At 52.4% G+C, this 15,781-nt stretch carries 18 protein-coding genes and 5 pseudogenes; 7 read left to right on the plus strand and 16 right to left on the minus strand.

The features are described from left to right. Positions 1–228: 228 nt before the first annotated feature. The 6 genes from repA to OGX92_RS14890 form a co-directional block, all read right to left on the minus strand. Complete coding sequence (gene repA, locus OGX92_RS14865; RefSeq protein ID WP_137366871.1) at positions 229–1,137, minus strand: plasmid replication initiator RepA; 909 nt, start codon at positions 1,135–1,137, stop codon at positions 229–231. Positions 1,138–1,763: 626 nt separating this feature from the next. Next, positions 1,764–2,312, minus strand: coding sequence for a DUF2726 domain-containing protein (locus tag OGX92_RS14870; protein ID WP_170975984.1), 549 nt, complete (start codon positions 2,310–2,312; stop codon positions 1,764–1,766). Between the two features lie 32 nt (positions 2,313–2,344). Next, positions 2,345–2,668, minus strand: a complete 324-nt coding sequence (locus tag OGX92_RS14875) for a hypothetical protein (protein WP_137366872.1) — start codon at positions 2,666–2,668, stop codon at positions 2,345–2,347. A gap of 88 nt (positions 2,669–2,756) precedes the next feature. After that, the gene (locus OGX92_RS14880; protein ID WP_137366873.1) at positions 2,757–3,548 is read right to left on the minus strand and encodes a DsbA family protein; all 792 of its coding nucleotides are present in this window, start codon (positions 3,546–3,548) and stop codon (positions 2,757–2,759) included. Positions 3,549–3,584: 36 nt separating this feature from the next. Further along, positions 3,585–5,438 (minus strand): conjugative transfer relaxase/helicase TraI domain-containing protein, encoded by a 1,854-nt coding sequence (locus OGX92_RS14885; RefSeq protein WP_286586734.1) that lies wholly within the window; start codon positions 5,436–5,438, stop codon positions 3,585–3,587. A gap of 119 nt (positions 5,439–5,557) precedes the next feature. Then, entirely contained in the window at positions 5,558–5,866 is a 309-nt protein-coding gene (locus OGX92_RS14890) for a hypothetical protein (RefSeq protein WP_008324887.1), read from the minus strand. A 528-nt stretch (positions 5,867–6,394) separates the two neighbouring features. On the opposite strand from OGX92_RS14890, the gene OGX92_RS14895 reads away from it, so the two are divergent. Together OGX92_RS14895 and OGX92_RS14900 are read left to right on the plus strand one after the other, a co-directional pair. Next, positions 6,395–6,643, plus strand: coding sequence for a type II toxin-antitoxin system CcdA family antitoxin (locus tag OGX92_RS14895; protein ID WP_008324889.1), 249 nt, complete (start codon positions 6,395–6,397; stop codon positions 6,641–6,643). Further along, positions 6,640–6,951, plus strand: coding sequence for a CcdB family protein (locus OGX92_RS14900; protein WP_159137298.1), 312 nt, complete (start codon positions 6,640–6,642; stop codon positions 6,949–6,951). The genes OGX92_RS14895 and OGX92_RS14900 overlap by 4 nt, the downstream gene beginning before the upstream one ends. A 6-nt stretch (positions 6,952–6,957) precedes the next feature. Here OGX92_RS14900 and traT read toward each other — a convergent pair. Then, positions 6,958–7,500, minus strand: a pseudogene (gene traT / locus OGX92_RS14905) (complement resistance protein TraT); the annotation flags it as partial. Positions 7,501–7,568: 68 nt separating this feature from the next. Between traT and OGX92_RS14910 the strand changes: the two are divergent. Next, positions 7,569–8,224 (plus strand): annotated as a pseudogene (locus tag OGX92_RS14910) (transposase); the annotation flags it as partial. A 230-nt stretch (positions 8,225–8,454) separates the two neighbouring features. After that, a pseudogene (locus OGX92_RS23600) lies at positions 8,455–9,097 on the plus strand (Arc family DNA-binding protein). A 32-nt stretch (positions 9,098–9,129) separates the two neighbouring features. Here the strand turns inward: OGX92_RS23600 and OGX92_RS14925 are convergent. Further along, positions 9,130–9,522: a relaxosome protein TraM gene (locus OGX92_RS14925; protein WP_008324961.1), complete on the minus strand. Its 393-nt coding sequence runs from the start codon at positions 9,520–9,522 to the stop codon at positions 9,130–9,132. 711 nt (positions 9,523–10,233) lie between these two features. Between OGX92_RS14925 and OGX92_RS14930 the strand changes: the two genes are divergently transcribed. After that, on the plus strand, positions 10,234–10,764 hold the full coding sequence (locus OGX92_RS14930; protein ID WP_286586730.1) for a lytic transglycosylase domain-containing protein: 531 nt from the start codon (positions 10,234–10,236) through the stop codon (positions 10,762–10,764). A gap of 35 nt (positions 10,765–10,799) precedes the next feature. Here OGX92_RS14930 and OGX92_RS14935 read toward each other — a convergent pair whose 3' ends face one another. From OGX92_RS14935 to OGX92_RS14945, 3 genes are all read right to left on the minus strand, one after another. Continuing rightward, positions 10,800–11,621 (minus strand): DUF932 domain-containing protein, encoded by an 822-nt coding sequence (locus tag OGX92_RS14935; protein ID WP_008324970.1) that lies wholly within the window; start codon positions 11,619–11,621, stop codon positions 10,800–10,802. A 16-nt stretch (positions 11,622–11,637) separates the two neighbouring features. Beyond that, a complete protein-coding gene (locus tag OGX92_RS14940) occupies positions 11,638–11,904 on the minus strand; it encodes a hypothetical protein (protein ID WP_008324972.1) in 267 nt (88 codons plus the stop codon). A 98-nt stretch (positions 11,905–12,002) separates the two neighbouring features. Beyond that, a complete protein-coding gene (locus tag OGX92_RS14945) occupies positions 12,003–12,365 on the minus strand; it encodes a hypothetical protein (RefSeq protein WP_049259749.1) in 363 nt (120 codons plus the stop codon). Positions 12,366–12,967: 602 nt separating this feature from the next. On the opposite strand from OGX92_RS14945, the gene OGX92_RS14950 reads away from it, so the two are divergent. Further along, positions 12,968–13,453, plus strand: coding sequence for a hypothetical protein (locus tag OGX92_RS14950; protein WP_008325142.1), 486 nt, complete (start codon positions 12,968–12,970; stop codon positions 13,451–13,453). Positions 13,454–13,727: 274 nt separating this feature from the next. On the opposite strand, the gene OGX92_RS23480 is transcribed toward OGX92_RS14950, so the two are convergent. The 4 genes and pseudogenes from OGX92_RS23480 to relB all read right to left on the minus strand — a co-directional run bounded on the left by OGX92_RS23480 (position 13,728) and on the right by relB (position 14,483). Continuing rightward, positions 13,728–13,853, minus strand: coding sequence for a type I toxin-antitoxin system Hok family toxin (locus OGX92_RS23480; protein WP_322090673.1), 126 nt, complete (start codon positions 13,851–13,853; stop codon positions 13,728–13,730). Further along, positions 13,795–13,923: pseudogene (locus OGX92_RS14955) on the minus strand (DUF5431 family protein); the annotation flags it as partial. The gene OGX92_RS23480 and the pseudogene OGX92_RS14955, both read right to left, overlap by 59 nt. 33 nt (positions 13,924–13,956) lie before the next feature. Continuing rightward, positions 13,957–14,244, minus strand: a complete 288-nt coding sequence (gene relE / locus OGX92_RS14960; protein ID WP_286586731.1) for a type II toxin-antitoxin system mRNA interferase RelE — start codon at positions 14,242–14,244, stop codon at positions 13,957–13,959. After that, a complete protein-coding gene (gene relB, locus OGX92_RS14965) occupies positions 14,244–14,483 on the minus strand; it encodes a type II toxin-antitoxin system antitoxin RelB (RefSeq protein WP_000534858.1) in 240 nt (79 codons plus the stop codon). The genes relE and relB overlap by 1 nt, the downstream gene beginning before the upstream one ends. A 24-nt stretch (positions 14,484–14,507) precedes the next feature. Here relB and OGX92_RS14970 point away from each other — a divergent pair. Further along, positions 14,508–14,618: pseudogene (locus OGX92_RS14970) on the plus strand (hypothetical protein); the annotation flags it as partial. 27 nt (positions 14,619–14,645) lie between these two features. Here the strand turns inward: OGX92_RS14970 and OGX92_RS14975 are convergent. Next, on the minus strand, positions 14,646–15,677 hold the full coding sequence (locus OGX92_RS14975) for an IS630-like element ISEc33 family transposase (RefSeq protein WP_001395480.1): 1,032 nt from the start codon (positions 15,675–15,677) through the stop codon (positions 14,646–14,648). Between the last annotated feature and the right edge of the window lie 104 nt (positions 15,678–15,781).

Below are 15,781 nucleotides of genomic sequence, written 5' to 3' on the forward strand. Positions count from 1 at the left end.
AACCCTGAATATTTTGCAGGTATGTGGATGTCAGTTGCAGGTAACTGCTTTTCCCTATTTGCGGGTATTTGTGGATAAACGGGACGGTATGACATCCCCGCCGGGATATCGTGCAGGCTGTCGCAGAAAAAGGGAGGCATTCACGGGGCAGGTGTTCATAAAACAGGCAGGGATAATGTCGGGACGTGAGAAGGCCTCCGCCGTCAGGCGGATAAACCAGAAAAGGGGTCAGTGCGGCGGGGAAGCGCCCGGAATGGCCAGGTCGACCAGTTCCAGCTGGTACAGCTGTGACCAGACCATTTTCTCAAACTGGCGGGGCGTCAGGTGCTGCGTCCGGCCCTTCAGACTGCGCCAGAGCTGCTCTGACACCTGGCGCTTGCGTTCATCAAAAGGCAGGTCAGACAGTTTCTGACGCATTTTACCTTCGATGGCCCGGGTCCGGCGGCTGAGAAGGGTCTGATGCCGGCAGCGTTCGTACCAGCGGCGACGGGCGGCTTTCAGGGACAGGGTTTCGCCGGGCTTCAGCTGGCCATCGTCGATGGCCTGAAGACGCATCTCCTGCTCCGCGCGCAGCCTGTCCATGTTCACCCCGGTCAGCTGCCAGCCTGCGTCAGTGATAATGACGTGTTTCGGAAAACGGCAGCCGTTCACGCAGTCCCATTCCGCCGGCGGGCATTTGACCACCCCAAAGCGCTCCAGTTCGTGGATCAGGCGCGAAACGCGTGACGTTGTCACAGCCTGCTCCGCAATGATGTGGTCATCCGCATCCCGCGGGCTGAGCGCGGCCGCCAGGGCGGAGACATTGATGGTCACCACACTGGTGGCCAGATCGACTTTGTTGATGAACAGGATGAACAGCGCATCCAGCAGCTGCCGGCGCTCCGGACGGAATGCCCGCCGGCGGCCGGCAGTATTACGCAGGAACACAAAGACGGGATCGGCAGAAACCCGGCGGCGCACCACCCACTGACCGGTGGTTTTATCCCGGCTCATCAGGTTACGCAGGGCACGACCGTGCTCCCGGCTTAAGGGTTTGTAGTGCGACGGCCGGATATAGACCGGGGCCGGGCATTTACAGGCCGTGGAATGAAGGCCACGGGCACGCCTGTCGGCGCGGGGGATCAGTATTTCATTCACGCCGGCCTGTTCTTATGGCGGCCGGGTGTTGTTTTCTATGGTGCATGCGTTATAATCCTTCACAGGCCACGCGCCTGCTTTTGGACCCCCTGATATCTGATGATTCCGCCAAGTTTCGTACAGATTTCGGGGGGTTTGTGCATTCAGGCTCCGGGAACTCCCCGTCACCTGCTCCTGAGCGTCTTTCCGGACACGCTCCCGTCCATGTTCCTGCTTCCGGAAGTCCGCATTTCTTCCGAAAAACGTTCTGCCACCTGCCAGCCTCACCACAAAGCCGCCCACATAAACTGGGGTCAGGTCACAAAACTAAACTGAATCAACAGACTGCCCCACCACAAGACACCTGAAGACGCTGACATTCTACCTTCTCACACCTGAATTTGCCATACGAAATGATCCCGGATCATGGTGGGATACCGCAGGATCGACAGCAAAGAAAAGGGACAGACGGGAAAGAGAAAACATCGCAGCGCCCGCCGCAGGGTCAGACCTCTGGTCTGACTGAGGAAGCGCCAGGGCGCAAAGGCCGGCCCGGGCAGGAACGCACCGGGGCCACCTGACAGCAATTTCTGGCGGGAAAAGGCTGTCAGTCCCATTACCGGTACGTGACCGGGGCGGTCACTGACTCAGCTGCGCGGGCAGCCGCCGGTACTCTGTAAGGCAAGAAATTCAGCGGTCATTGTCTGCAGCGCCTGACTGTCACGGTTTCTCAGCAGCGGAATACCGGCCTGGCGCATGACCTCATTCAGCAGGATATCGCGCCGGCGACGGCTTTTTTTCAGGTGCGAGGCATCATCCAGCTCCAGCGCGGCCACAATCCGGAATGACAGCCGGTCCACGATGACCACATCACAGTGCCACCTGGACACCAGGCTGAACAGTTTCCACCACGCCCGGCTGCGCGCCCTGACGCGGGGGGCTATCTGCACAATATCGGCCACCCGCACCTGCGGACACAGATACCAGCGATTCATGTCCACGGTGCGGAACAGTCCCTGCATAAAATTCACTTCCCGGTCCGTCATCAGGTGTGCCTGACGCGCCAGGAATACGCCGCCGGCGATGAGATGCTCTGTTTCTCCCGGCCGGATGCCCGCCTCCCTCAGTGTTCTGATGAACGGAGACTGAGGGCTGTTCGCTTTTATCACGCGGAAAAATAGCGCCAGCATGACCATCAGCGGGAGGATAAACCACAGAATGGTTGTATTCACGGGTGCTCTCCTTCGCCGGCGGATGTGGTGTTCCCGGGCACGGTCCGCAGCTCCGGGTGGTCAGCAGGGACGCTCAGGGAGAACCCGGCGGAGAACAGCCAGCCGTCCAGCGTGACCCGGTTTTCAGGTTCGTCAGGCGCACACAGCGTAATGCTTTGCGCTGTAACGTCTGTGATTTCAAAGTTTTCTTCCGAAAGAATGCGGATAAGGTCATCACGTGAACGGATAATGCCCTGCCCCACCAGGTTTCTTAGCGCTCTTTTTAAAATTGCGCAGGCTTCTTCGTTTTCTTTCTGACTGTCTCGGTTGTCTTCTGACATGCTCTTTCCTTATCTGACCGGACCGTTGTGCCCCCGGGCGACACGGTCCCTGGCCTGTGTCATGCGGCCGGCTGGCCGCGCCTGATGATTACGGTTTCGGATTACCCGCGGCGGTATTAATTGCCCTCTGCAGGGTATCTGCGCGGGTAAGTCCGGGGATGACGGTCACCCTGCCGGCACGGGCCCCGGCAGAAGGAAGTACCACCAGGGCAGGCGTCCCGCTGAAGCCCAGTTGCTGCGCCAGCGTCTGAATTCCGTCCAGCGTGCCCTGTACATCAGCCGCCTGCCCGGCGTCGAAATTCACGGCGGTTGCCGCCGCACGGATATCGTCATCCGTCAGCCGGCCCTCGTTATGGCCGGTGGCATACAGTGTGTTGTGATAGTGAAGCCAGGCCTCAGCCCCTTTCTGCAACCATATCTGCAGCCCGGTTTTCGCTGCACGCCCGGATTCCGGCCAGCGCGTCTCAAATATCGGGAGTGCCTTGAACACAAAACGCACGTCCGGGTTGGCCGCCATGACTTTCTGGAGCACCGGAGCCAGTCGGGCACAGTAGATACACTGGTAATCGAAGAATTCGACGACCGTCACCTGCGCATCAGCGGGACCATACGACGGGGTGCCTTTATCATCCAGCAGTGCCCCCTGATGCTCAGCGACAGCCGCCGTCATGGCCTGCATCTGCCTTTCCTGCAGTTTCTGGCTGACGTTAACCAGTACCTCCGGATGGGCGACGAGGTAGTCTGCGGCCACTTCGCCAATTCTGGCCTCCTGCGCCGGTGTGAACACCGGCTGAGGGGTTGCTGCGCGTGCTGTCGGACCAGAAATAATGAATGTTGTAACTATTAGTGAGGCTAAAACTGTTCTGCTTGTGCTTTTCATTTGCATATGCCTGATTTCATTGTGGTAGAGGCTGGATTAACGTTCTTTCTGGATGGTACGGCTGAGGGTCTGTTCTTCGTGTTCCGGCATCCGGCCACGTTCCTGCGTGTCTGTCTGCCGTGCTATATCCCGCTCATTACGGGCAAGTTCAGTCACCTGACGGGAGACACCGGAAACCTCAGCAACGCGTCCCGCATCGTGCTCCTTATCGGTACGTCGTATTCTTGCGAAATCACTGTCAGAGTTTCCCTCTCCGCCCGCAATCCTTCTGAGTGTATTCTGGTCCGGTTCAGGCTCACCCTGTTGCCCCTGCATATCGTTAAAAGAGGCTCTGACATTCAATTCCTCTTCGGCGGGGAAAACAATCCTGCCAGGTATCTGTTCCGCTGTTTCGCTGCCTGCTTTTGCTGCGCTGATGGCCAGATTTTCTTCTGCGTGACGACGCTCTGCTTCCTGTTCTTTTACCGTACTGATGTCCACCGGGGGGCTCTCTTCATTCCGTAAATTGTCCGTCCCGGGCAGGGCAATTTCGCTGTCTCTCTGGCTGATGATTTGCACTCTGCTTTCTTCGACCTCCCGACGCTCGCCACCACTGATTTTGAGCAACTGAGCCGCCACGGATTCATCCCCGGTCTGCCACACCACACCGTCCTGCGGATGAGTACGGACAGCGTCGAGCGCGGCGGCCAGTTCACCGACCACACGGGTGTGACCCGACCGGCTTCGCTGCAGCAGCGCCCCGCGCCCCCGCTCACTCATCACCATCCGGGTGTCACCCTGCGTCAGTCTCCCCTCCGGGCTGGCAACCAGTGAGACCAATGCCAGACCGGCACCTTTACCGTTGTTGTCGTAAACAGGCAGGGCCAGTGCGGGCTCCGGGAAGCGTCGCGTCGCCGGGATAATTTTCGCCGTCAGCGACGTCTCCTGCATTCCCTGATGCCGCAGCCAGGCCCGCCCGATGGCGGTCTTACTGACGGGCTGCCCCATTGACCAGATGGCTTTCGCCTGTTTACGCTGCGTCTCCGGGGCCAGCGCATCATGGGCCGTTTTGATATCACGTTCCGGGGTTTTCACCGCCCGGACCCAGTCCGCTTTCCCGTCGGTATAAATCTGCACATGCTCCTTCACACGCGATGCGGAAATATAGAAGGCCCGACGAGTGGCCAGCATCTTACGCCCGGCGTCCGTACCCTCCAGTGAAATAACGTAATCCGTGCTCGCCCCCTGTGCGCCGTAACCCGTCACCGCCCAGCCATAGTCGATATGCTGCTGAGCACGGACCGCCTTCGGGTTAATGATAATGCGGCCTTTTTCTGACGTCAGGCGGATATCCCCTGATTCGCTGACAGACTCCACGGTATAACGCTGGTTACCGGTCTGTCCCTGCTCGCGGTCCGTGAGCGTAAATTTCAGCAGGTCACCGGACCGGACTTCCCTCTCCTCGCGCTGAAACAACTGTACATCGCCGGTGATAAGCTCCTTCGGTGAATACAGCCCGATATTGCCCTCTTCATCACGGACGGTGACCGTGCTGCCGTGCCGGTCTACAGCCAGCACATCCTGATACGCATCGCCGTAAATCTGTGGCAGCGTCATTTTCAGAACCATGTGCGTCTGTGTGGGGGCATACCAGTAATGGACGTCATAGATTTTCGGTGTGCCCGTTGCCGGCATGAGGTCGATAAAACTGCTGTTAATACTGGCAAACCACCACAATGAGCCGTTATCAAAGGTATCCTGGGGTATACGCCAGAAGAAGATGGCCGAGGCCAGTACCGCAAACAGAATGAAGATCCAGAATCCTATCCAGTTGTTAACCTGAAAGAACATGCGCCACCGGTAGGCAGTCATCTGCCCACCCTGAGTGAGATTTTTACCAGCGAAGCTCATAGATTTTTGTCCGACAGTCATCGCATCACCAGTGAGGTGATGACGTGGTCTGTGATAAAAAGGGGGGAAACAGGCTATCGCCGTCGCAGCGACAGAGAACCGGAGAAAAAATATCCGGGTTATTCGATCAGGCTCAGTTCATACTCCGCCTGCAGACATCCGGCCCGCCAGTCTTTTTCATTGACCAGCATTGCCAGAAAACGGACCGATGCGGCCACATCAACATAACCCACGGTATGGCGTTCACAGGCTTCCATGCCCCGGAAAGTGAACACATAGCCTGCCCAGTAGGCTACAGTCGCCATGCGGTGATATTCGGGGAGTGAACCAAAGACGCTCAGAAACGCCTTTGCTCTGACCAGCTCGCTTTCCAGCTGAATGAGCGACCAGAGTTCCTCTGAACAGCCTTCATTCACACAGGGTTTCATTGTGTTATTCCTCATCTGTCAGGCAGATAACCGGGTTCTCAGAGATTTAAGGGCACCGGAAGTAAGACAACGCAGCGCGTATAAGACTGCATCCCCGGCTTTCAGAAGAAATCCGCAGAACCAGGTGCAGAATAAACCACCAGTAAGGCAGAGCAGGAAAGTAGTCAGTGGGAGGAGAACATCCCATTGAGGAAACCCACTGTATTTCAACGCATTCAGGTATGAGAAGAACATTGAGTGTGACAACTGATACTTAATAATGTCAGGGGCGTACATTTCCAGGAGCAGGATTGTCGAGACAATTGTGATTAAGACGTAAGACAGAACGGACAAGGCAGTGCGGGAGTTGTATGAGTTCATGATGATTGACCTTTGGTTGTTAATAATTCAGCGCTCGCCGCAAACATGACTGCACCTGTGCAGTCATGTGAGGAAGCGAAGTATCACAGGGATAACCACGGGCACTTACGCTCAGGAGCATAAATGCGCTATATTTATGCGCATACATGATGCGCAAAGGATTTAACAATGAATACGACTATGCGGTCGCGCAAAAGAAGCACCAACATTTCGCTGGATGCCGCCCTGGTGGACGAAGCGAAGATGCTTAACATCAATCTTTCCGCTGCCCTTAACTCTGCGCTTGAACACGTGGTCCGTGCTGAACGTCAGGCCAGATGGCGACAGGAGAATAAAGCGGCTATTGATGCCATGAATCAGTTCACCGCTGAACATAGTATTCCCCGCAGCAGTGCAGGACTGAGCGTGTTTAAATGAATCAGGGAACAGTATTCAGAAAGCTGGATAATCCGGAATACCCGTATTTCCTCATCGCTCAGTCCGATCAACTTATCGATCTCAACACCCGGGTCATTATTCCTTTTGTCCGGTGGCGTCAGTCATTACCCGGGATGAGCAAAATTAATCCCGTTGTTAACATCGATGGTGAGCGATACATTCTGATGACACAGCTGATTCAGACGGTTTATCTTCATGAGCTGGATGAGGAGGATATTCACAGTTACCGCCCTGAGATGAGAGACCTCATCGTCAGCGCGGTAGATTTCCTGACAACGGGAAGTTGAAAGGGGTTACATAATGCCGGCGATGGATTTGGCCAGCTGCGCTTCCAGAACGGGTTTTGCCTCTTCAAATTTGAGGTTAACCTTGTTAGCGTTGGATACCACGCGGGTCTGATATTTTGCCCTGTTTCCCTCTTCTGTGCTGGTCTGCACCTTAACACCGGAGGTTCCCTGCTTCAGGGCAGCAATATTATCCGTCGTAACTTTGGCTTTGCTGCGTTCGGAGATTTGCAGATCAGTCACCATTGTATAGTTAACATCTTCCACCATCGCATCCGCGGCCATACCAATCAGGCCGGTGGCCAGTCCGACACCCAGGGTCGCACCTGCTGAGCTGGAATTGTAGGCAGTGATGCCAGCTCCCAAAGCAGCGCCCATTGCCGCACCTTCATAACCGGTTTTCAGGAATCCCTGGGCTTCACGCAGGTCCATCTTTTCAGCTTTCAGCACATTCGCCTGAATCCAGAAATAAGCACCATCAGGTGAACTGGTGACACGATACCCTTTTGCTGCCAGTTCACTGGTAATTTGAGACTGAAGGCCGGATATGTGGTAATCCCCCGAAAAACCGGTGTGTTTATAAGTAGAATTTTCTCGTAATCTGAACCGGGGAGATCTCTATGAAAAAATCACGTTTTACTGACAGCCAGATCATGTCCATCCTGAAGCAAGCCGAGGCCGGAACACCGGTGACCGAACTGTGCCGCGAGCATGGCATGAGCAATGCCAGCTTCTATAAGTGGCGTTCTCGTTTTGGCGGTATGGACGCCTCCATGATGACCCGTCTGAAAGAACTGGAAGACGAAAACCGTCGCCTCAAAAAAATGTATGCTGAAGAACGGCTCAAAGCCGAAATCATTCAGGAGGCCATGGCAAAAAAGTGGTGACGCCATCGCGTCGAAAGCTGATGGCACAGGATGCAGTCAGAAATCGAAACGTCAGTGTGCGTTTTGCCTGCCAGTTGTTTGTTGTCAGCGAAAGCTGTTATCGCTATCAGCCTCATCTGAATGAAGAAAATGATCTCATTGCTGACTGGCTGATCCGCATCACTGACAGTCAGCGCAACTGGGGATTTGGCCTGTGTTTTTTATACCTGCGTAATGTCAAAGGCTTCCGGTTCAACCACAAAAGGGTGTACCGGATTTACTGCGAGTTGTCGCTGAACATGCGAATAAAGCCGAAGAAACGACTGAAACGGGATAAACCTGAACCGCTGGTAGTGCCTGAAAACAGAAACGAATGCTGGTCGATGGACTTCATGCATGATCAGCCATCCCTTCATGACATTAAGGGCATTACCGTTTGTGGACATGCTTGTTTCTCCGGATGTAAACAAAATGATTTGATGTAAGTGCTTGTTTACGCACGCGATATTGTCCCATGACTCTAAAAAAAAAACTGTGACACATGTCACATTATTTAAAATGTTTAGGATTTTTCTGAATATATAAGTGAGTAGGCTTTGTCATTCAGGTTGTTTTTGTATTGATTGCGAGATCTATAGCTATGAAAGTGAAAGAGAAAATGTGGGATGGCCGGGGAAGGCCGCGCAAATTTCGTCCGGGTGGGGCTGTGGAGTGGCGATTGCGGACACCGGACAATTTACTGATGGAACTGAGAGTCTGTGCCAGAACAGGAAAGAGAAGCGTTAATGATGAAATTATTGCGCGACTGTTGCAGTCACTAAATTACCAGCCAGATGTCCCTGTTATCAAAACAGCTGAGGGTGAGCGTTTGATTTCGCTGGCAGTGAAGTTCGAAGACTGGTTGCATCACCTGCTTGATGGGGATGCATATTCCGGGGAGATGAATAAAATTGGCCCCCCCCCAAGCGGAGCATCTTTGGGTGTGGTGTGAGGGTGAACGAATATTACTTCCGGGTAAGACGACAGGATATAGTATGCGTATTCCGGGGAATCTTGCCGAAGAGATTCGCACAATGGCCAGAGTTCACAGGCGCAGTCTGAATGATGAAATGCTGACAAGGTTGATGAGTACACTGAAATATTTTACAGGGCGGGTTCTTGAACAGAATGAGGATGCTCAAGCTCTGAAAGTGCTGTGCATGGAATTTGAGATTTACTTAAAAGAAAAAATTAATGAGGCAGAAAAAAGCGCGCTTCCGTGGGATAAGGATAGCGCGCAGTGATCGACGGAGGCCGGGTCGTCCGGCCTCTCGTGCTATTTATCATCGATAATGAAGTGCTGTTTCTCTGCTGCGTCTTCAGCAATATTAATGGCGCTGATGTTATTGTTTATCAGGTCATCAAGTGAAACTCCCGCCTGTTGCCCCTTGAGGTTAACATAGATTTCAGAGACCAGTGCAGTCAGAATCATAATACCTTCCCGGGAGCCTGATACTTTCTTTATCAGGTCGCGGCGGAATCCATCAAGGTCGAAGGTTGACCCCTCTTCTTTGGATTTATAAACCATAAGACCAAGCCGGACAAGTTCATTGACTATTGAAGAATAGTTCATTTCAGAGGTGGTTGCGCCCTTCTGAAGTTCAATATCCAGTATATCCTGTATTTCCCTGTCGATTTTATCTTTGAAGTATATGTTCTTGCGCGGCATAATATTTCCCTGATTTTTTCATGCAGTGCCGGATACGGCACTGTCGACCATTTTTCATGTGAGTAAATTCACCCTCAACCTGAAGAATGCGTTCATATAAAGACTGTTCTGACTTAAATGTGTGTGTTAATCCGGCACTGTGATGTGTGTGCATCCGGCACCATCAGGTGTGTGGATTAGGCACTGTGATGTGTGTGCATCAGGCACTATCAGGTGTGTGGATTAGGCACTGCATATCACTAACCTACTCTATTATCAGGATACACACAATCCCCACACTTTACAGTGCCTAATCAGGCACTGCAAGGTGTGGCAATCAGGCACTGCAAGGTGTGGTAATCAGGCACTGCAAGGTGTGGCAATCAGGCACTGCAAGGTGTGGTAATCAGGCACTGCAAGGTGTGGTAATCCACACACCTTTTTCCCACATATTCCAACTTTCCGCATAATGGCATAAGTTATTTCACTGAATTCAAAGAGAAAAACTGCAAGATGAAATCTTGCGTGGGGTGTGATGTTTTAAAGGGTTAGCAAAGAGCGGCAAGTAAATAAGTGTGCCCGGGTTGTAACTGGTATTTGAGAGCGTGGCTGAATGCATGATTCAGAGCGCTTCCGCGCGTTTGTAGGGAATTATCTTGATTCAAATGATCTGGCGGAGTATTTTTTATTGCGCAGCGTATACCGGTTTATGATCGACATAAGGTCCATAAAATGAAAATAACGAAATTCCCCATCCTGTCGATGATGTTCTCACTATCGACATTCGCCGCACCGCAGATGTGTTTTGACCAGGCGGGGAGAGACTATCAAATAGATCCGCTGCTGCTTATGGCAATTTCAATTAAAGAGAGTCGTCTTAAAGCGTCTGCGGTAAATGGATCAAACAACGATGGATCAGAAGATGTCTGCGGGATGCAGGTGAACAGTTATCATTACAGTAAACTTAAAACGTTTAATATTGCCCGCGATCGACTATTAAAAGATCCATGCATATGCGTTTACTCGGGTGCGTGGGTTCTGGCGCACAACTTCCAGTCCTACGGGAAAAACTGGGACAGCGTTGGAATGTATAATACGGGGCCACGTGATGTGATGATAAAAAAACGCCGTGCCTACGCTACAGAAATAAAAAACATCTACCGTATTCTGCTCGCCAGAAAAACAATACTGGAACAATCATCAGAGCCCCCCTCAGTGTCAGCAGCGAGGAAAACCGAAGAAATCGTTATCAACAAAAATTAATAAAATAAAAAACCGCTCATAGGAGCGGCTTTTTCTCAGGCTTTGAGTTTTGCAAACTCTTCGGCCATTTTCCAGAGAACCTGATTTAATTTGATGTCACCATCTATTCCGGAGACTTCCCGCGTTCTGGTCATCTTCCCTTTTGGCGTTCTGCCACGAATCCCCCCACGGATCACATTTTCCTGCACCACGTTAAATGTTGTCCATAAATCCTGGCCTTTATCGAGAACACGGCGGGGGTTAATAATTTGCTCCGGCGTTATTGGTGCCGGTTTTCCGTCATACTTAAGTTCCAGGGCTGTTGCGCCAAAAAGGCGCTGCTCAGGCAAAGTAAGCTGAATGCTTTTCATCAGGTCAATATTTTCATCGACCGCGTCAAATGTTTCCAGCACCGTGTAAGCACCTTCGATAACCTGCCCGACAATATCTCCTTTGTGTGGCACGCGAATTTCGCCAAAATCCTTCCATGCAACCAGGCCATTACTACAAACCTGACGGAACATACCGGGGATCATTTTATAGCTACTTGAACCATCATGGCTATTCAGCAGAATAATTTCCGGTACTTCCTTTCCGTTAATCTGGTCATGACGACGCAGGCGGAGCATATGCTTTGTAAAGTCGCGTTTATCCTGGTCACGCGTACGGGACTGGGTTGCATAATATGGCTGAAAACCTTCATCACGTAATCGGTCAAGAATGACAATCGTTGGAATATACGTATAACGCTCTGAACGAGAATCGTGTTTTTCCTCAGAGAACGCACTCGGAACAATGCGCTGTAATTCGTCATTCGTCAGCGGGCGGTCTTTACGGATTGATGTTGGCATACGATAGCGGCTTGCGAAACTGACCATAATTATTTACTCCTGATTATTTAGTGAGAGATGAAGAAATAACGCGATGGAAATTATCCAGCGGCGCTGCAGCTGCTACCGGACACCCGTCGACTACCCAGACAGAGATATAATCCGGGCATTCGTAATCAATTAACGTCAGCTCAGAGGCATTCGCTGGCGGTGTAAAAATACCTGGTTGTGGCTCCCCTTCCGATGCAGCCAGGACCCAGCAAAACAGATCCGTGAACTGGGACGGAGTGAGGTCTGAATCACATGTTCCGGTAGGGGTGTTAACGTTCATCGGGTGTACTCCTCGGGTGTACTCCTCGGGTTGTCCGGGTTATTCCCTGCGAAAATGACGCGGGGACAGTTCATGGGGCAGCAGTCACTGCCCGTTCGTTAATCGTGATACGGGCAGGGTTCACCGCTGCCGCTCTGGCAGCAGGCACAATTCGACGTTTCCTCGACGCCAGCGGCCTGTGCCCATCCGCTATGCCACGCACTTACCAGCTCCGGAACGTCTGAAAACATATGCGGAGGGGTATGCTTACCACTGGCAAAATCGCCGTAGCCTTCAAGCATCGCCTCAAAAACAACATCCAGCGCCTCGTTTTTCGCTTTCACGGCGTCGATAACACGCATCACGCGCGCTTTACCCCACTGAATGCGCAGTGCCAGACCTCTCAGCGGAGGTAGTTCGCCCCCCATCTTCCTGGAAGATTCTTGAGCGGCGGTTTTGACGTTGACGTTTCGTGTGTGCATCCTGGTTTTCTCCTGTGGTGATGGTTGTCCATCTCCCTGGTGAGTTCTCTCGCGGCAAAGGGCAAAGGAGCAACGGCGAAGGGAGGAAGGAAAGGGGCGCAGACAAAAGTTTTTGCGGATACTCGCAAAAAGTTTTGGCGGAGTGCATTTCACCCCTTGGATGACGACCCGACGGTGCTACGACCAGCCCTCCGCGTGAGGACACACGGGACGATGGCCTCACCGGGGGAACAGGGTGCACACACCCGACACGTCGGAACGGCGTGGCGGCCTTAAAGCGACAGTCACACCGTCGCGGTCGCAGCAAGCCAGGGGTTGACCTTCGCCATCAGACCCTAGCGAAGCCCGAACCCCGAAGGGATTCGGCGGAGACTGGCGGGTGCGCAGCAGCTGCCCTGGCGGAGTGGGGCTCGACGACCGGACAGCAGCGCTGGCCGGGAGCCGAAGGGGGCCATCGCCCTGCCCGTTTTTCTGTTTCAGGCCATGAGAGAGCAGTGCCATCACTTCCGCATTCAGATCTCCGGCGAGGCGAGGGAGGTTTGAAAACTTTAATTATTAATGCTAATGTACGCATACACTAGCATTAATCTACGGTCCATAAAATGGCTGAAGAATCTCAGACTGAACAGTCCCGCGCTTATTTTTACCGCAACTTTAAGTACACCCTCGAACATCTGGCCAGAGATTACCAGGCAGAGCTGCAGCGTTATTCCGATGAATCATGGGAATTCCCTCAGAGGGCTGCACGTCTCAGCGCAGCAGTTAAACGCTATAAAACGTACCGGATGCTGAGTTTTATTTTTGAAATCGCAGACGACATCGATCTGGATTTAACTCCACTGATTGTAAAGCGTCTTTGCATGCGTCTTTTCGGACGTTCGGGCAGTCAGGACATCATCGTCAGCATTTTTGGCCAGAAAGGTCGCCAGCATCGCAGCAGAGACAACACCCCTGCCATCCTTGATGAAATTGCCGCCCGCTACCGTCTTGCTGCACATTCCTGCCAGGCTTCAACGCTCAGTGATATTGAAAGTGTGAAAAAGAATTATCAGGCAGGCATCCGTTCAGCACGGAACAGGGAAAAATAATCTTCCCATATTAATGCTAATGGATGCGTACAGTAGCATTAATATGTAATACAGAGGTAATACATGAAGGGAAGAGAGCGGGCGCGCCGGAGGCGCTGCCGCCCTGCCCCGTTCCCCTGGAGGGAACCTTCCTTTCTGGTTGTTCATGCGTGCGGTCGCACCAGAAGTGGAAAAAGGGGCTGCCAGCGAACCGGCAACCCCTTCATAAAGGCGCTTCAGGCATGTCAGACATCATCAGTTCCTGAATGGCGGGGGATTCCCCCGCCGGGGTTAGCTACTTAGCGGATTCGTAAGCCATAAAAGCCGCCACCTCCCTGTTCGTGTCCCTGTAGCGAATTTCGCAGAGCGATTTCCGGGTCAGGTAAGTGAATATCAGCAGTGTGAGACACACTATTAACACGCACCAGAGCAGGGTACTTCGTGGCAGTTTCATAGCTTACTTCTCTGTCAACGCAAAGCAGAAGTGTCACCTTCGGTGCGAAACAGAGATGTCATGCTTTGGTTCAGAGAATGCGTTTGACCGCCTCGCTATATACTTCCGAGCGTTCTCTTTTCCCAACAGAAATCACGAAAACGACAACTTTCTCGTCTATAACCTGGTATACAAGGCGATAGCCTGAAGACCGGAGCTTAATCTTGTAACAATCAGGCATACCACGGAGCTTGTTTGCTTCAATCCGGGGTGACTCAAGTACTTCAACCAGCTTCTTTTTCAACTGTTCACTTACCGTCGAGCCCAGCTTTCGCCATTCCTTTAGTGCCCGCTCGTCAAAATCCAGAAAATACGCCATCAGAGTTCATCCAGCGTCACACGTACTGGCTTAGGATTACGAAGTCGTTCTTTCACTATCTCCACAAGTTCAGCATCTTCATCACTCAGGAGTGTCTGTTTGAACGGCAAGCGTTCATTGTCAGCGATATACTCGAGCATGAGACGAAGCGCTTCAGAAGGAGTTACGCCCATTTTTTCAAGCGCGGCGTAAGAACGCGCTTTAAGTTCATCGTCAATACGTAGGTTAATGCTACCCATGTCTTACACCCCTTGTAATTACAAATGTCATTACAAGTATCGCACTACAACATGCTTAGGGCAAGTCACGAAGTAAGTCAGAAAGTAGTCGTAAGAACGGTGATCACTGTCCGCTTTGTGCCAGGAACGGACGTTACTACTAAATAGCTGCGCCTAATACCGCTACACTTTTGCCTGACCATGTTTTCCTCCGGGGAATGGGCTGGCGGTTTCCATAAAATGGCGGACCTTTTTCAGTAACTGCCACATTGAGCGGCACTGATGATTACGGGTTATCGTGTCATGAAGTGCCTGCCATAGCCGTTCCACATGATTCACCCACGGCGAGTAAACCGGCTGGTAAATTACCCTGAACTTGGGATTTGCTTTCAACCAGCGCTGTGTTTCGCGGCTTTTATGGATAATGTAGTTATCAACGATCAGCGTGATTGTTTTCGCCCGCCGGTAAGTGGCTTTCAGGTGCTTCAGCAGAGCGATAAACAGCGCTGAACTTTTGCTGTTGCCGCCCACGTAGCTGACTTTACCCGTGCCACTGTGCAGTGCGCCGGCCAAATAGTATTTTTCGTTCTGCCCCGGCGTCACTACCCGTTTCTGCTGTCCGCGCAACTGCCAGTCCGCACCGATTTTAGGATTAAGGTGGATATCCACTTCATCTTCATAAAATACCGGATGCTCTGCGCTGCATTCATCCAGCGCTTTGTGGATTACCGCCATCTTTTCATCTTTATGTGGGTCACGGATACGCAGAGTTGGCGCGGCCCTGCGCCATACAAGCCCCGCAGATGGCAACCAGCGGCGAACGGTTCCTGCATGTAACTGGCAACCGGTTATCTCATTGATTTTTATTGCCAGTAATTCGGTGCTCCAGCGTGAACGTTGATAACCAAAATCGCCGGGAGAATGCTTTATCAGCTCACGTAACAGGGTGCAGATATGTTCAAAAGGCCAGCGTCGGGAGCGCCCTGCGGGTAAGGATTTCAGGCCTTCAATACCTGAGTGCGTAAACCAGTTAATCCAGCGACCAACGGATGAACGGGCACAACAGAGAGTTCTGGCAACATCGCTGACCCGTTCACCCCGATGAAGCATCAGCATGGCCGTGAGTCTGCGGGCATGATTTTTATCACGCGTTTTATGAATAGCTTTCTGCATCAGGCGTCGTTCGCCACGGGGTATTGGTACTATGATCGGCATCGCTCAGTCCGGTTGGTGATTTTGGTTGGTTTGGCGATTGATCAGATCGCACAATCCGGGCTGAGTTCCCTTTCAGTGATCTACTATTCCGCGCAGCTATTTAG

The organism is Citrobacter sp. Cpo089, from assembly GCF_030332695.1.
Lineage (GTDB): Bacteria > Pseudomonadota > Gammaproteobacteria > Enterobacterales > Enterobacteriaceae > Citrobacter > Citrobacter portucalensis.

Bases quoted from the DNA above. Each gene is read 5' to 3' on its own strand.
- OGX92_RS14870 (WP_170975984.1), bottom strand. From the start codon at position 2,312: ATGGTCATGCTGGCGCTATTTTTCCGCGTGATAAAAGCGAACAGCCCT.
- OGX92_RS14875 (WP_137366872.1), bottom strand. From the start codon at position 2,668: ATGTCAGAAGACAACCGAGACAGTCAGAAAGAAAACGAAGAAGCCTGC.
- OGX92_RS14880 (WP_137366873.1), bottom strand. From the start codon at position 3,548: ATGAAAAGCACAAGCAGAACAGTTTTAGCCTCACTAATAGTTACAACA.
- OGX92_RS14885 (WP_286586734.1), bottom strand. From the start codon at position 5,438: ATGAGCTTCGCTGGTAAAAATCTCACTCAGGGTGGGCAGATGACTGCC.
- OGX92_RS14890 (WP_008324887.1), bottom strand. From the start codon at position 5,866: ATGAAACCCTGTGTGAATGAAGGCTGTTCAGAGGAACTCTGGTCGCTC.
- OGX92_RS14895 (WP_008324889.1), top strand. From the start codon at position 6,395: ATGAATACGACTATGCGGTCGCGCAAAAGAAGCACCAACATTTCGCTG.
- OGX92_RS14900 (WP_159137298.1), top strand. From the start codon at position 6,640: ATGAATCAGGGAACAGTATTCAGAAAGCTGGATAATCCGGAATACCCG.
- OGX92_RS14925 (WP_008324961.1), bottom strand. From the start codon at position 9,522: ATGCCGCGCAAGAACATATACTTCAAAGATAAAATCGACAGGGAAATA.
- OGX92_RS14930 (WP_286586730.1), top strand. From the start codon at position 10,234: ATGAAAATAACGAAATTCCCCATCCTGTCGATGATGTTCTCACTATCG.
- OGX92_RS14935 (WP_008324970.1), bottom strand. From the start codon at position 11,621: ATGGTCAGTTTCGCAAGCCGCTATCGTATGCCAACATCAATCCGTAAA.
- OGX92_RS14940 (WP_008324972.1), bottom strand. From the start codon at position 11,904: ATGAACGTTAACACCCCTACCGGAACATGTGATTCAGACCTCACTCCG.
- OGX92_RS14945 (WP_049259749.1), bottom strand. From the start codon at position 12,365: ATGCACACACGAAACGTCAACGTCAAAACCGCCGCTCAAGAATCTTCC.
- OGX92_RS14950 (WP_008325142.1), top strand. From the start codon at position 12,968: ATGGCTGAAGAATCTCAGACTGAACAGTCCCGCGCTTATTTTTACCGC.
- relE (WP_286586731.1), bottom strand. From the start codon at position 14,244: ATGGCGTATTTTCTGGATTTTGACGAGCGGGCACTAAAGGAATGGCGA.
- relB (WP_000534858.1), bottom strand. From the start codon at position 14,483: ATGGGTAGCATTAACCTACGTATTGACGATGAACTTAAAGCGCGTTCT.
- OGX92_RS14975 (WP_001395480.1), bottom strand. From the start codon at position 15,677: ATGCCGATCATAGTACCAATACCCCGTGGCGAACGACGCCTGATGCAG.